Raw genomic sequence first — 13,868 nt, forward strand, 5'->3', positions numbered from 1 at the left:
TTTATTGAATTAAATATTGGGGATGAAGTGTATGACAAAAGTCGGGTTAGTTATGAGAAAGATACAGTTTAGCGAGGCACAAGGTCCTCGAATATTTGCAGAACGTTTAAAATCAATTTCAAGTGAGCTTGGAATAGAAATTGTATTTATTTCTCCTGAAAGACATGTAAGTGGATATGATTGGCTTCCAGGTTATGAACATGAAAAAGGAGATCTTGTCAATTATGATATCGTCTTAGACCAAATCTATTCTCAAAAAATAGACCATGTGATTTACACGGTCTCTGGTTTTACTTTTTTAAATATGTTCTTAAAGAATAGTGTTTTATTTCCACATAGCTTCCCAGATCCAGCTTTAACAGGATATGAAATGATGAAGCCGTTTTACTCCATTGTGGACAAGGCTATTGTTCAAACTGAATTTTTAAAAGGGGAAATGGCGAGAAATTTTGGTGTTCACGATGTGACAGTCATACCGATTGGCTTTAATGAGGAGATGGCAACTAAATATTATGACCCTTCCCAAGTAGTTAACAATCGTCTCCTTTGGATTGGAAGAGATGAAGAAAATAGGCGTCCAGATCTAGTGATTGAATATGCAAAACAAAACCCTCAAACGGAAGTGTACATGGTCTTTGGGGGTGAGCGTTATAGGGAAAGTATGAAAAAATATGATATTCCTTCAAACGTGAAACTACAATTTGCACTTTCACAAGATGAAGTTTTTGCTTTGATGAATTCTTCCAAAGTCTATTGGAGCAGCTCAAAGTTTGACACATTTGCCATGCCGCTAACCGAGGCACTAGCTATGGGCAAGATTGTTGTAAAGCCTGAACATCCTTGCTACAACCATATTAGTGCACCACATTCTTTTGCTGGTAATGAGCAAAATTGGTTTGAGCTAGTAAATATGGCGTTAAATTCTTCTATTCAGACATCAATGGCCAATCGAGACTATGCGTTTAGTGCATTCTCAAGTACTGTAATGAAAAAAGGATATGATAAATTTTTCAATGGGTGGATCAAATAAAGTAGCTAGCATAACAACCCAACCTAAGAGCAAAATAAGGAGGGTGTTACAACACCCAATAACGATGTGTGGAGGGATTCAAGCGATGAATATACGCGAAGGTTTAATTCCAACTGCATTAGGTTCTGCTGTGACAGCCACTGGGTATGCACTGAAACAAAAACGTGGAGCAAACAAAATGGTTGCGAATACGGTTTTTGGTTTCGGCTTAGCACATGTCGTTTTAGGGGTCATTGACCTTGTCCAACACCGTCGTTAAAAAGAAACGGGCAGCGAATGCTGCTCGTTTCTTTTTTTAGTTAACAGTAATTATATTATGTAAACTAAAATCAGAATTCAAAGTGGCTTTTAATGAGCCACTTTACTCTTATTTCTCCATCGAATGATAATACGCTAATTCCTTCTCAATTTCCTGAAGCTTTCCTTCTAGTTTTTCAACAGATTGATCAAATGATTCAAGCTTTTCAATATCGTTTTGAATTTGTACATATTCCACTTTTAGTTCTGAAATCTTTACTTCAATTTCTTGATTTGTCATCCTTTCACACCACTTTCTATTTTTTATGCATAGTTTTAGTGTAACGCAGAAACCTAAGATGTACAAAAAAAGTAAGGAGGTATGAAAAGTGAGTGACTGGAACGAACAAGCGGCACCAAATAATAATCTTTCTCCTAAAACCATTCGTACATCTAAGCTTGTTGGACAGAAGGGTGCAGACACCCATACATTTTCAGAAGAGCTAGCAGATGGGGGAGAGAGAGACGATCTAATTAACAAGCAATTAAAAAGCCACCCGCCAGGCATGGGCTGATCTGTTTGCTAAGGCACCCTTATGGGGTGCTTTTTATAAGTTTTCATTTTGCTGTTTGATTTCATCTCCCGTAATGATTTGGTTTGCTACTTCTTGAACTTTGTGCTCATCAACCGAATCACCAGGGATATTTTTCAAATTAGGGTAATCCCCCCCATTTTGGATGGTCACTTGATTTTGACTGACTGCATTGGTTAAGTATTCGTTATTTTTTTTCAACCATATCATCTCCTTTTTTTAATAGGCTTTGACAATTTTTAATTGTTTATGCCCAAATGTGTTCTGCAGGAATTTCCATGCTTTGTTCATCTTCTGTATGGAAAAAATAAAGTGATGATTAGGAGGAGACATATGCATATTAATGACAAAAGAATTAAAGATATACAAAATCACTCTGTTCGTTTTGACACCTATGATGATTTATCCGAAATAGTGGAGGTAGCTGGGGAAGCTGACTTTGTTTTATTAGGGGAGGCTACCCACGGTACCAGTGAATTTTATAAAATTCGAGCTGAAATTACAAAGAAATTAATAGAAGAAAAGGGCTTTTCCTTTGTTGCTGTCGAGGGAGATTGGCCCTCTTGTTTTACGGTTAATGAGTATGTTAAGGGCTATCGTGATGGGGAAGTAAAAAATGCCTTTTCTCATTTTAACCGCTGGCCAACTTGGATGTGGGCAAATGAAGAAGTTATGGATTTTGTCACTTGGTTAAAGCAGCATAACACAAGGACTCATTCCCAAGTTGGTTTCTATGGAATAGATGTGTATAGTCTTTGGGAGTCGATGGATGAAATTATTTACCAGCTTGAAAAAGTGTCACCCTCTCTTGTGGATCCTGCGAAAAAGGCTTTCGAATGCTTTGAACCATTTAACCGTAAAGCAGAAGACTATGCCGTGTCTGCCGCCTTTTATGGTGAAGGTTGTACAGAGGAAGTGTTAAATGTTTTAGTAACCCTTCAACAAAATAAGCACAAATATGATGGGAAAAACGAGCAAGGCTTAAATATAGACATAAACAGTTTGGTGATGTTAAATGCTGAGAGATATTACCGGGCTATGGCAAAAAGGGGACCAGAGGACTGGAATATACGAGATGGCCATATGGTAGCAGCTCTAGAAAAAATCATAGCATCCCATCAAAAAAAGGCGAAATGTGTGGTGTGGGAACACAATACCCATTTAGGAGATGCTCGTGCAACAGACATGGCGGAGGAAGGGTTAGTAAATGTTGGCCAATTGTTACGAGAGAAGTATGGAAATAGTGTGTATGCGGTCGGGTTTGGTACTCATCGTGGAACCGTTATTGCGGCTCGCGAGTGGGGTGGTAAGGTTGAGGAGCTTCCTGTACCAAATGCTAGGAAGGGAAGCTGGGAGTACATTCTCCATGAAGCGGGACCTTATAATAAATATTTTTTGTTTGATGATCAAAACAGAGAATTGTTTAATGATGTCATTGGACATCGTGCGATCGGTGTAGTATACAATCCAGAAGTAGAGCATTTAGGAAATTATGTTTCAACTAGAGTTTCAGACCGGTACGATTGTTTTATTCATGTAGATGAAACAAATGCTTTATCACCATTATTTACAAAACAATCTGTTAAAATATAAAATCGGTTGGGTTTACCCAACCGATTTCTATTATTTTCGGCTTATCTTCCCATTCTTTGTTCAACCTGACGACATACCTCATCAGCAGAAAGACCGTTTGCTTCGATTACAGGCCCTTGAATGTTAGCATCAGACATCCCCATAACGTTTGAGTCAATCCCAGTAACTACACAGCATTCACAGCCTTGTACATCAGATTCTTGCTTAAGTTCAACAACATCGTATCCCTTTTCACGAAGCGCACTAGTGATATTCGATAATGATTCTTCAACTCCAACTCTTGGCATATGTACCACCTCCTCCAACTCTAAGTTTCCCAATTTATTATTGTTTAATTCCATCTATTGTGTGATCAAAATTGTGAGCATCATGAAGAATATAAATCAAATTAATAAGTTTCTTGGGTAATCACATAATAAAACGGTCATGTTATTTCATTTCTGGAGGGGAAGTTATGAGCAAAACAGAAGAATTAAAACAGGAATTGCAGGTCTTGACTGGTCGGCGTGAACGCATGCAGAAGAACCTTTATGAAGTGGAAAAACGTATTAATGAGATTATTAAGGAATTGAAAAAATACTAAACGGAGTGGGAGCAACCCTTTTGATTGTTTTTGTATGGGTTTTTGACAGAGTTATGAACAAAACAAAAATAAACAAATATATTATATTTTGTTTTGTTGATTCTACTTTTGTTTGAGTGTATTATAATGGTATAAACAAACAAAAACAAAAACCAGGAATCAGGTGAGTGTAATGAGTAAAGATATTTTACAATCTAAATTTGTTAAGGAAATGAAGGAAGCAACAGCTAATTTATACCGTCTAGGATGGGACGAAAGAAATGGTGGAAACATTAGTTATTTGTTAACAATGGAAGAAGTATATCCATACTTAGATAATATAGAGGTCCGTACAATACCGATGAATTTTGACGCATCTTCTCTTGCTGGAAGATATTTTATTGTAACTGGTTCAGGCAAATATTTTAAAAATGTAACAAATGACCCAGCTGTTAACCTCGGATTAATTCGAATCTCTGAGGATGGAGGACATTACGACATTCTTTGGGGCTTTGAAGATGGAGGAGTAGCAACAAGTGAATTACCGACACACTTGAAGAACCATATGAAACGCTTAGCTGTAGATGCAAATCATCGTGTGATCATGCACTGCCATGCGACTCATTTGTTAGCTATGACTTTTACTCACAGTCTCAACGAAAAAGATTTTACAAAAACTCTTTGGGAAATGTGTACAGAATGTATTGTTGTTTTCCCAGATGGTGTGTCTATTATCCCTTGGATGGTACCTGGAACAGATGCGATTGGTGAAGAGACAGCTGTGAAAATGGAAAATGCAAGACTTGTACTATGGCCACACCATGGAGTATTTGGAGCAGGAACGACAATTGACGAAACGTTCGGATTAATCGAAACCGCTGAAAAAGCAGCTGAAGTATACACAATCGTTTGTTCACAAGGCGGTAAGAAACAAACGATATCTGACGAACAACTTCAATCTTTAGCTGATGCATTTAAGGTAATTCCGAGAGAAGGAATATTGGAGATAACAAATGTAAGTAAATAGTTGAGAAATCTAAGAACCATTTGAAAGGTGTAAACCTAACGAATGGTTCTTTATTTCATCTCACCAAAAAGAAAGAAATTTTTTCCTATACTTTTTGTAGGACTTTTATACTAAAATGGATTTATAACTAAAAAATACTAATGATTGTTTATAAGAGAAGGGTGAAATGAAATGAGTAACACGAATCCATTCTCGTTATTTGATGCGCAGTCAATTCTAACGGAGGACCTACTTACTTTATCGGAAAATGAAAAACAACTGCGTTTTTTAATTGATATGATACAGGAGTTTATCGTTGTAAAGGACGGATTTGGCAGGTGGATAGATAGTCACAAACTTACAAGTTTTGGAAGCATATGAACTCGAGGGAATCGACTATCGAGGAAAAACAGACTTGGAGTTAGCTGAATTACAACCAAAATTTAGAGAGTCTTTTGAATATAACACAAGCACTGATGAGCAGGCTTGGATACAAGGTTCAGCTTTAAAAATTGAGAAAACGATTTTGGGTCAAGTATGGGAGGTGATCAAAACTCCTTTCTTTGAAGAATCTGGAGACCGTCATCATTTGGTCATTGTCAGTAGAAACATAACCGAACGAAAAAAAGCAGAGGCTCAACTTCAGGAAAGTGAGCGGACATACCGATTGATTGCTGAGAATATGAAGGATATTATTATTACGGTTAATGAAGAAGGAAACGTTCTATACTTATCTCCTTCTTTTAAGCATATCCTTGGTTTCACAGCTGATGAATTTATTGGTAAACCCTTGTTTCCCATTATGCATCCTGATGATGCGCGGAGAATTAATCAAATGATTGAAGATATGGTAGATAGTAGTATCCTAAAAAATAAAATTGAGAGTCGATTACTAAGAGCCGATGGGGATTATATATGGTATGAATCCATTTGTTCATGTGTTTTTAAGGAAAATGGAGAATTTGATCATGTTATTATATCAGCTCGAGACATTACTGATCGAAAAAACAATGAGTCATACTTAGAAAAGCTTGCTTACCAAGATGCACTAACAGGTGTTTATAATAGACGCTTTCTAATGGAAAAACTACCCAATATACTAGTAGACTCTGAAATAAGTGGAACAAAGGTTGGGTTAATTTACTTTGATATCGACTCATTCAAACATGTTAACGATTCGATGGGGCATGAAATAGGGGATCAATTACTTATACAATTCGTGAAACGGCTTCAATCAAATCTGCGTTTCACAGATCCAATTATACGTAATGGAGGAGATGAGTTTATCGCCATAGTCCCGGACCTACCAAGTGACCATTACATTGTTCCTATCGCGTATATGTTATGCGATTCATTAAGCGAACCTTGGATGCTAAATGGCAGGGTGGTGGAAGCTACATCATCATTGGGAGTAGCCGTCTTCCCGAAGGACGGAAATACTGTACAAAGGATTTTATCAAATGCGGATAAGGCGCTTTATAAAGCAAAATTGAAAGGTAAAAGTCGAGTAGAGATATATAGAGAAGAGATGGGAAAATAAAGGCTTTTACGAAGCCTTTATTTTTTATTGAATTTAATAAAAATTAGATCGATATAATAATAAAGATATAGTTTTAGGTTTAAGTAATGAATAAAAATATGTATTGAATTCCTATAAACAGGAGAAAAATGCGTGATCATGCTTTGTTTTAATAGAAATTAGTACCGTTTGAATTAACAAACAATTGAGAATCTTTTAAAAAAATAGTTGTTTTACTCAATTTATCTGTTATATACTATAAACACAGAGAAATTATGGATATAAATTAGATCGATTTAATTCTTCCGTTTATATCCTTAAAGTTAGAACAAGTAGGTAGGAGAGGGGGGAGATCTAGTTAAAGATAAAAGTATTTAAATCGATCTCATTAATGAAAGCGTATTCTGATTTATTAAACTTTTATAATTGTTCACACGGTCAAAGAGGGGTCAGAGGTAAGTTATTGTGATTTTTTGAAAGCGTTATCTTTTTAAGTGTTTAAATGTTTAGTTTCTAAAACTATCAATAAGGAGTGAATGAGAAATGAAAAGAGTTTTATCATTATTATTCGTCTTATGTTTAATGTTTTTAGGTGCGTGTTCACAACAATCTACAAATAATGAGAATAACGAGGAACCAAAGGATTCCGATGTTAAGACGAGTGAGAAATTAATGAAATTAGCAGTCGTAACTTCAGAAGATCGATCACTTACAAAAGGGTTAGTGAAGTTTGGAGAATTAGTAGAAAGTAAGACAAATGGATCCATCAAAGTAGAAGTATATCCAAACGGTCAACTAGGTGGAGATCGTGAAGTTTTTGAATCGTTACAATTCGGATCCATTCAAGGAACTACAATGTCAACAGGACCAATTGCTCAGTTTGTTCCTAAGTTTAACGTATTTGACTTACCGTTCTTATTTCCGAATTCTGAAGTAGCCTATGAAGTGTTAGATGGAAAGATTGGAACTGATTTATTAGCAGAATTGGAGAGTCAGAATGTAATTGGATTAAACTATTGGGAGAATGGTTTTAGACATTTAACCAATGGTGTAAAGGAAGTAAAAACACCAGATGATGTAAAAGGATTGAAGATTAGAACTCTTGAAAATGACCTCCATATGGATATTTGGTCTGAATTAGGTGCAAACCCAACTCCTATGGCGTTCACAGAATTATTCGCAGGATTACAGCAAGGGGTCGTTGACGGTCAAGAAAATCCAGTAGGAAATGTTACAGCAAATAAATTTTATGAAGTACAAAAATACTTATCGAAGACTGGCCATGTATATAATGCAAGTCCATTCTTAATTAGCAAAGATTTCTGGAATACATTAAGCGATGAGGAAAAGAAGGCAGTACAAGAAGCCGCTGATGAAGCTAGAGATCATCAAAGAGAGTTAAACCAAAAAGAAGATGAAGATGGATATAAATTCCTAACTGAAAATGGTATGACGGTTACTGATATTACAGACGAAGAAAAGGAAGCGTTCCTAGAAAAAGTTAAACCAGTATATGAGAAGTATTCTGCTAGTATTGGAGAGGATTTTGTAGACGAATTATTAGCAGAAATAAACAAATTGAAAAAATAAGTTAAACCGAGCTTAAGGGGGAAAATCCCCTTAAGCTTTCATCTTATCACCCGTATACATAAATAAATAAAACATTTAAAAAGAGTATTCTACCTTTAGAAAGAGGTGAATGGAATATGAAAATATTACACTGGCTTGACGAGCATTTTGAAGAGTTATTTATAGGAATTTTTTCTTTTGTAATGGTATTTGTTATTTCGGTGCAGGTATTTATGAGATATGTTCTGCAGGATTCATTACCTTGGTCAGAGGAGTTAGCTAGGTACTGCTTTATTTGGCTAGTGTACTTAGGAATCAGCTATGGAGTGAAAAAACAAAAGCATATGAGTGTGGATGTGCTTTATTTAGCCCTAAAGGGGAAATCACAAGCTGCCTTGAGGATAGTAGGGAATTTATTATTTTTGGCATTTGCTCTTTTTGGAATGATTTATGGATACCAAATTACAATGAAGCTCCTTACATGGGGACAGTTGTCACCTGCGCTTAGTTTGCCAGTTGGTTTTGTTTACTTAGCTGGACCAATTGGAATGGGATTAACAGGTATTCGTTTGATTCAGCAAATTATCCAACAGGTGAAAATTCTTATTGGGAAAGAAGCTTCACAGTAATAACTGCTCTGTTGTTATTTTTAAAATGTAAATGAAACGGAGGGGAAAAAGATGACAGCACTTGTCTTATTTGGCAGTCTTGCTCTATTTTTAATACTTACGGTGCCGATTGGTATTTCAATCGGATTATCAACATTAGTCACCATTTTATATACGGGTTCTATGCCGTTAGAATATTTGGCACAAGGTTTAATCACTTCAATTGATTCATTCCCTCTATTAGCTGTTCCCTTTTTTATTCTAGCGGGGGAGATTATGGGGAAGGGGGGGCTATCTGATAGATTATTTAAAGTTGCTAATACAATTGTTGGAGACAAAACAGGTGGTATTGCTATCGCAGCAATTATTACTTGTATGTTTTTTGCAGCCATCTCTGGGTCAGGACCTGCAACAGTTGCTGCTGTTGGAGGGATCATGATACCGGCAATGATTAAACAAGGATACGATAAGAAATTTGCAACAGCAGTTGTCTGTGCTGCAGGTTCTATTGGGGTAATCATTCCTCCAAGTATTCCCATGGTTATGTACGGAGTAGTTGGAAGTCAATCAATAGGGAAGTTGTTTATCTCTGGAATCTTACCAGGGATATTAGTCGGTGTCGCTTTAATGATTTGGACGTATATTTATTCCCGAAAACAAGGGTACAAAGGAATTGGAAAAAGTACTTTTAGAGAATTCTTGAAAGCTACTTGGGATGCAAAATGGGCACTATTAGTCCCTATTATTATATTAGGGGGAATTTATGGAGGGGTTTTCACACCAACTGAAGCAGCTGGAATTGCCGTTGTATACGGGTTTATCGCTGGGATATTCTTATATCGAGAACTTAAAATTAGAGATATACCTCGAATGCTGATCGATAGTGGAATTACAACAGCAACGATTATGCTAATTGTTGGAACAGCAACTGCATTCGGCCGAATACTTACGGTCGAACAAATTCCGAGTCAAATTACAGAGGGATTACTTTCTATTTCTAGTAACCCGATTATTATTCTATTGTTAATCAATATCTTACTTTTAATTGTAGGATGTTTTATGGACACGGTTGCTGCTATTATTATTTTAACGCCACTTTTATTACCTGTAGCAATGAATATTGGAGTAGACCCTATTCACTTTGGTTTAATAATGGTTGTTAATTTGGCTATAGGTTTTATTACTCCTCCGCTAGGCGTAAATTTATTTGTGGGGTCTGGTGTTTCAGGGATTTCAATTGAAGCACTTGCGAAAGCGGTTATGCCATTTTTCGTTGCAATGGTTATTTCACTTCTTATTTTAACTTATATACCACAAGTGTCATTATTTTTAGTTGAGTTTATGGAATAACAAAGTTGACACTAATACTTATATACTACATAGTAATAGTATATTAATTGATTAACTGTAGTATTTAAGATACAGACATAGAAACTAAATTATTTTTGGTGAGCTGGTGATTAAAGATGACGCATAAAAAAAGAGTAACTCTGCAAGATGTAGCAAATCATGCTGGCGTTTCCCGGGCGACGGCATCATTAATTGTTCGTGGCAGTTCTAAAATTGCAGAAAAGACAAAACAGAAGGTACTGAATTCAATGCATGAGCTAGGCTACGTGTATGACAGAGTTGCTGCCAATATGCGTTCACAGTCTTCTTCAACAGTTGGATTAATTATTACCGACATCGCGAATCCGTTTTACGCAGAATTACTTAGAGGTGTTCATCATTCCTTAGAGGAAGCAGGTTATACGGTATTCCTAGGTACTACTTTTGATTCAGATGTGAAACAGGAACAGCTTATATCAAGAATGCTCGAACATCGGGTTGGTGGGATCATTTTATGTCCTGTTTCAGAAAGCTCTAAAAATAGTATTGAACGGGTGAAGTCGATCGATATCCCACTTGTTTTAGCGGTAAGGGAGATTGAAAACGTTTCCTGTGATTATGTAGGAATTGACTACGAAGTGGGAGCTCAAATGGCTGTAAACCACCTAATTCATAGAGGCCATAGAAGAATTGCTTTTCTTGGCGGAACTTCCCATTCAACTGCATGGAAGGAAAGGCGGAATGGGTATTGTAGTGCGTTAAAACAAGCGGGTTTAGATATCGATGAGACGCTAATTGTAGAAAGTCCTGTTACTAGAGAAGGCGGAATGGGAGCCATTCGAAAGGTGTTATTCCAGGCGAAGCCACCTACGGCTGCCTTTTGTTTTAATGACTTAGTCGCACATGGTGTTATGCTTGGATTAAACGATGCGGGATTAAAACCGGGGCAAGATCTCGCTGTAGTTGGTTTTGATAATAATAATGAGGCACCATTATATAATCCTCCATTAACAACCGTTTCTTCATATGCTAGCCTTATAGGCTCACAGGCGGCGATTCTGCTTCACCAAAGAATTGTCAATCAAGATCGTGAAAACCAGCGAATTATCTTGCAGCCTGAATTGGTAGTAAGAAAATCTTCGTGAATACTTATTTTAACAAAAAAGGGAGCCGATGGGCTCCCTTTTTTAAATGATAAAGCTAAGTTGATAGGCGATGAGTATACAGATAATCATAAATGAAATCGCGAATAAAATATTCCATATACCCATTCGATAAGAATTTAGTTTTAACTGATCAGCTAATAATGATACCGATAAGTTAAAAGGACTATACATGACGGAAGCTAGACTACAAGTAATCAGAACAACAGCCAATGATACGGATGAAATGCTCGGTAAAAGTGGATGTAGTAAAGTTGCTAAAAGTGTAAGTGACACCAGAGGATGAAAACCGATAAGAGATAATACAAGAAAATATCCACCAATTACTAAGTAAAGCAATAATCTATGTTCTGAAGTATCTTCAAATAGTGTCTGCAAAAAATAAATTAACGTAGATTTCGAAATCATTCCTACCAAGAATCCTGCACTTAAAAACATAAAATAGTAATTGGAAAGTCCTTTTGTTCTTTCTGTCCATTGTGAAACGGCAACTTTACTATACCTTTTCCAGATACCAACGAAGGATGCCCATAGAAAGGAAATGGGTATGATCACTAATACCATAGAAAAAAGAAAGCCTTTATCAAGGATCCGTTGAACTATCGTAACAACTAATACAAGGACCAGGAGCAATAGAATTAATTCAATTATTTTTTTAACCGTTTTGACCAGATTTATCTGATCGTTATATTCGACTTCTAATCTAGTTCGTGAATATTTAAAATGAGACAGAAGCCAATCAATCAGAATAAACAATAGAACGATTGAAATAATTATTGGGAAAAATTTAAAATAATCAGTATTAGTAATGTCTAGAGATGTCACAACCATAACTTCTAGTGGATTCCATATAAGACAAAGCGCATATGCACGTAATAGGTTCTGTGTATAAAATTTTTCTTGGCTTTTTTTTGGAATTTGCTGAAGAGTTTTTTTCATGGAGTTTCTTAGGATTGGAATGGTAGCAATATTTAAAAATAGCCCTAAAAGATGGCAAACAAGAAAACTCCTTCTATATAGTTTACTTACGTTCTTAATGCCTTGCTGAAGTAAGACATTCAAATTTTTATCATATTTACCGACTCGAATCAGAGTATTAATAAAGGGGAGAACCCAAAAAAGGGAGAGCATACCTAGCATTGACTCGAAATGCAAAAATAGATGATACCAGGGAAGATCATTTGTTATTATGTTGATGAAATATAAACAAACTCCTAGAGACAGAAAGACTAATCCAGAATACAGATACATTCCCGAGGCATGAAGAAAAGAGACGATTAATCCAATGATAGCTACCATACCAATAATAAAAGGGAGCACAGAGCTGGATGTGAAGTTGGATGCAATATACAAAATAATAAGTATTAAATATATATAAAATCTCATAGAATTTGCTAACCCCTTTATTATTAGACCGATCTACCACTTACTAAATAATACTAAACCTCCTCATCAACGTCCATTCTTTTTTAAATTATTGAGAAAATTCTGGTAAATATATTTGCAAACAACCGGAAATCATGTATTATTATGGTAACGCTTTCTTTATTGCTGTTACCATGGTTAAAAGGTGGGGATCTGGCTTAACATATTTTTTTAATATTTTATTAGATCGATATAATTACTCTTTTTCAGTTTTAGTACAGTAAGAACTATTAAGTAAAGGAGTGTACGTATGAACAACCTAACCGAATTCGCACTACCTTCAAGGGCTTATATTTGCGAGGTTGCTCCTCGTGACGGATTCCAAGCGATATATCAATGGATTCCTACAGAAGAAAAAGTTTCAATCATTCGATCGTTAGCAGAAACAGGGGTTACTACAATCGAGATTACGTCGTTTGTTCATCCAAAGGCAATACCTCAATTAAAGGATGCTACAGAGGTTGTCAGTTCATGTAATGACTTGAAAAATATTAAATTTAGAGCATTAGTACCAAACGTAAAAGGAGCAGAAAGAGCCATTGAGGCAGGCATAAACAAGATAAAACTCATGTTATCTGCCACTGACTCACATAGTATCTCTAATGCCAATTGTAGAACGGAAGAAGCTCAGAATGGTTTTTATCCGATCATTGAATTAGCACAAAAAAAAGGGATAGAGGTGGGAGGGTCTATATCCGTAGCCTTTGGATGCCCGTTTGAGGGGAAAGTTCCTCAAGAAAGAATAAATCAGATTGTATATAGATACGAATCAATGGGTGTCAAAGAAATTTCATTGGCGGATTCCACTGGTGCCGCAAATCCAAAACAAGTATATGAAATGATTGGCCATTTACGTAATACTTTTCCCGATATTTTATTTACTTTACACCTTCATAATACTAGAGGTCTTGCGATTGCAAATGCAGTTAGTGCGTTGCAGCAGGGAATTGTTCATTTTGATAGTTCAATAGCCGGACTAGGAGGTTGCCCATATTTACCTGGAGCAACAGGAAATGTCGCGACCGAGGATCTAGTTTATGCTTTTCATGAAATGGGGGTGGAGACGGGAATGGATCTAAATAAGGTTATCCACACGGCAAAGGCTGTAAAACAGAAGCTAGGATGCGACAGTGAAAGCTATATGTTGAAAGCGGGGCCATCTTCTCATCTACACACAAAGGTAACGAGTCAACGAAAAATAGAAAAATAACTGGGTTACGAGATTAGTCTTTTA

Annotated in this window: 17 protein-coding genes; 13 read left to right on the forward strand and 4 right to left on the reverse strand. The window is 36.2% G+C overall.

Features of this window, described 5'->3' with window-relative positions:
• Positions 1–31 precede the first annotated feature (31 nt).
• Both ACVBAX_RS17495 and ACVBAX_RS17500 read left to right on the forward strand, forming a co-directional pair.
• Positions 32–1,030, forward strand: a complete 999-nt coding sequence (locus ACVBAX_RS17495; RefSeq protein WP_447118158.1) for a glycosyltransferase — start codon at positions 32–34, stop codon at positions 1,028–1,030.
• An 85-nt stretch (positions 1,031–1,115) separates the two neighbouring features.
• Positions 1,116–1,289: an asparagine synthase gene (locus ACVBAX_RS17500; protein ID WP_119708622.1), complete on the forward strand. Its 174-nt coding sequence runs from the start codon at positions 1,116–1,118 to the stop codon at positions 1,287–1,289.
• A 108-nt stretch (positions 1,290–1,397) separates the two neighbouring features.
• Here ACVBAX_RS17500 and ACVBAX_RS17505 read toward each other — a convergent pair whose 3' ends face one another.
• Positions 1,398–1,568: an SE1832 family protein gene (locus ACVBAX_RS17505; RefSeq protein WP_447118159.1), complete on the reverse strand. Its 171-nt coding sequence runs from the start codon at positions 1,566–1,568 to the stop codon at positions 1,398–1,400.
• Between the two features lie 88 nt (positions 1,569–1,656).
• On the opposite strand from ACVBAX_RS17505, the gene ACVBAX_RS17510 reads away from it, so the two are divergent.
• Positions 1,657–1,842, forward strand: a complete 186-nt coding sequence (locus ACVBAX_RS17510; protein ID WP_447118160.1) for a hypothetical protein — start codon at positions 1,657–1,659, stop codon at positions 1,840–1,842.
• A gap of 33 nt (positions 1,843–1,875) precedes the next feature.
• On the opposite strand, the gene ACVBAX_RS17515 is transcribed toward ACVBAX_RS17510, so the two are convergent.
• A complete protein-coding gene (locus ACVBAX_RS17515; protein ID WP_447118161.1) occupies positions 1,876–2,061 on the reverse strand; it encodes a hypothetical protein in 186 nt (61 codons plus the stop codon).
• Positions 2,062–2,193: 132 nt separating this feature from the next.
• Here ACVBAX_RS17515 and ACVBAX_RS17520 point away from each other — a divergent pair, with 132 nt between their 5' ends.
• A complete protein-coding gene (locus tag ACVBAX_RS17520; RefSeq protein ID WP_447118162.1) occupies positions 2,194–3,453 on the forward strand; it encodes an erythromycin esterase family protein in 1,260 nt (419 codons plus the stop codon).
• 41 nt (positions 3,454–3,494) lie between these two features.
• Here ACVBAX_RS17520 and ACVBAX_RS17525 read toward each other — a convergent pair whose 3' ends face one another.
• A complete protein-coding gene (locus tag ACVBAX_RS17525) occupies positions 3,495–3,740 on the reverse strand; it encodes a YkuS family protein (protein WP_447118163.1) in 246 nt (81 codons plus the stop codon).
• A 167-nt stretch (positions 3,741–3,907) separates the two neighbouring features.
• Between ACVBAX_RS17525 and ACVBAX_RS17530 the strand changes: the two genes are divergently transcribed.
• The 8 genes from ACVBAX_RS17530 (at position 3,908) to ACVBAX_RS17565 (ending at position 11,191) form a co-directional block, all read left to right on the forward strand.
• A complete protein-coding gene (locus tag ACVBAX_RS17530; RefSeq protein WP_430773454.1) occupies positions 3,908–4,036 on the forward strand; it encodes a hypothetical protein in 129 nt (42 codons plus the stop codon).
• Positions 4,037–4,208: 172 nt separating this feature from the next.
• Entirely contained in the window at positions 4,209–5,042 is an 834-nt protein-coding gene (rhaD, locus tag ACVBAX_RS17535) for a rhamnulose-1-phosphate aldolase (RefSeq protein ID WP_447118164.1), read from the forward strand.
• A gap of 171 nt (positions 5,043–5,213) precedes the next feature.
• Positions 5,214–5,402 carry a hypothetical protein gene (locus tag ACVBAX_RS17540; protein ID WP_447118165.1) on the forward strand — a complete coding sequence of 63 codons (189 nt, stop codon included), beginning with the start codon at positions 5,214–5,216 and terminating at the stop codon, positions 5,400–5,402.
• Between the two features lie 34 nt (positions 5,403–5,436).
• Positions 5,437–6,561 (forward strand): diguanylate cyclase, encoded by a 1,125-nt coding sequence (locus ACVBAX_RS17545; protein ID WP_447118166.1) that lies wholly within the window; start codon positions 5,437–5,439, stop codon positions 6,559–6,561.
• A 522-nt stretch (positions 6,562–7,083) separates the two neighbouring features.
• Positions 7,084–8,130, forward strand: coding sequence for a TRAP transporter substrate-binding protein (locus ACVBAX_RS17550; protein ID WP_447118167.1), 1,047 nt, complete (start codon positions 7,084–7,086; stop codon positions 8,128–8,130).
• A gap of 116 nt (positions 8,131–8,246) precedes the next feature.
• Positions 8,247–8,738 (forward strand): TRAP transporter small permease, encoded by a 492-nt coding sequence (locus ACVBAX_RS17555; protein ID WP_430773458.1) that lies wholly within the window; start codon positions 8,247–8,249, stop codon positions 8,736–8,738.
• Between the two features lie 51 nt (positions 8,739–8,789).
• Complete coding sequence (locus ACVBAX_RS17560; RefSeq protein ID WP_430773459.1) at positions 8,790–10,067, forward strand: TRAP transporter large permease; 1,278 nt, start codon at positions 8,790–8,792, stop codon at positions 10,065–10,067.
• Between the two features lie 116 nt (positions 10,068–10,183).
• Complete coding sequence (locus tag ACVBAX_RS17565) at positions 10,184–11,191, forward strand: LacI family DNA-binding transcriptional regulator (RefSeq protein WP_447118168.1); 1,008 nt, start codon at positions 10,184–10,186, stop codon at positions 11,189–11,191.
• 42 nt (positions 11,192–11,233) lie between these two features.
• Here ACVBAX_RS17565 and ACVBAX_RS17570 read toward each other — a convergent pair whose 3' ends face one another.
• Positions 11,234–12,595 carry a hypothetical protein gene (locus tag ACVBAX_RS17570; RefSeq protein ID WP_447118169.1) on the reverse strand — a complete coding sequence of 454 codons (1,362 nt, stop codon included), beginning with the start codon at positions 12,593–12,595 and terminating at the stop codon, positions 11,234–11,236.
• 289 nt (positions 12,596–12,884) lie between these two features.
• On the opposite strand from ACVBAX_RS17570, the gene ACVBAX_RS17575 reads away from it, so the two are divergent.
• Complete coding sequence (locus ACVBAX_RS17575; RefSeq protein WP_447118170.1) at positions 12,885–13,844, forward strand: hydroxymethylglutaryl-CoA lyase; 960 nt, start codon at positions 12,885–12,887, stop codon at positions 13,842–13,844.
• Positions 13,845–13,868 lie beyond the last annotated feature (24 nt).

The organism is Robertmurraya sp. GLU-23 (assembly GCF_052983275.1).

Excerpts from the sequence above, each read along its gene's own strand:
- ACVBAX_RS17530 (WP_430773454.1), top strand. The coding sequence starts at position 3,908 with ATGAGCAAAACAGAAGAATTAAAACAGGAATTGCAGGTCTTGACTGGT.
- ACVBAX_RS17520 (WP_447118162.1), top strand. The coding sequence starts at position 2,194 with ATGCATATTAATGACAAAAGAATTAAAGATATACAAAATCACTCTGTT.
- ACVBAX_RS17500 (WP_119708622.1), top strand. The coding sequence starts at position 1,116 with ATGAATATACGCGAAGGTTTAATTCCAACTGCATTAGGTTCTGCTGTG.
- ACVBAX_RS17525 (WP_447118163.1), bottom strand. The coding sequence starts at position 3,740 with ATGCCAAGAGTTGGAGTTGAAGAATCATTATCGAATATCACTAGTGCG.
- ACVBAX_RS17565 (WP_447118168.1), top strand. The coding sequence starts at position 10,184 with ATGACGCATAAAAAAAGAGTAACTCTGCAAGATGTAGCAAATCATGCT.
- ACVBAX_RS17555 (WP_430773458.1), top strand. The coding sequence starts at position 8,247 with ATGAAAATATTACACTGGCTTGACGAGCATTTTGAAGAGTTATTTATA.
- ACVBAX_RS17570 (WP_447118169.1), bottom strand. The coding sequence starts at position 12,595 with ATGAGATTTTATATATATTTAATACTTATTATTTTGTATATTGCATCC.
- ACVBAX_RS17575 (WP_447118170.1), top strand. The coding sequence starts at position 12,885 with ATGAACAACCTAACCGAATTCGCACTACCTTCAAGGGCTTATATTTGC.
- ACVBAX_RS17560 (WP_430773459.1), top strand. The coding sequence starts at position 8,790 with ATGACAGCACTTGTCTTATTTGGCAGTCTTGCTCTATTTTTAATACTT.
- ACVBAX_RS17540 (WP_447118165.1), top strand. The coding sequence starts at position 5,214 with ATGAGTAACACGAATCCATTCTCGTTATTTGATGCGCAGTCAATTCTA.
- ACVBAX_RS17550 (WP_447118167.1), top strand. The coding sequence starts at position 7,084 with ATGAAAAGAGTTTTATCATTATTATTCGTCTTATGTTTAATGTTTTTA.
- ACVBAX_RS17505 (WP_447118159.1), bottom strand. The coding sequence starts at position 1,568 with ATGACAAATCAAGAAATTGAAGTAAAGATTTCAGAACTAAAAGTGGAA.
- rhaD (WP_447118164.1), top strand. The coding sequence starts at position 4,209 with ATGAGTAAAGATATTTTACAATCTAAATTTGTTAAGGAAATGAAGGAA.
- ACVBAX_RS17495 (WP_447118158.1), top strand. The coding sequence starts at position 32 with ATGACAAAAGTCGGGTTAGTTATGAGAAAGATACAGTTTAGCGAGGCA.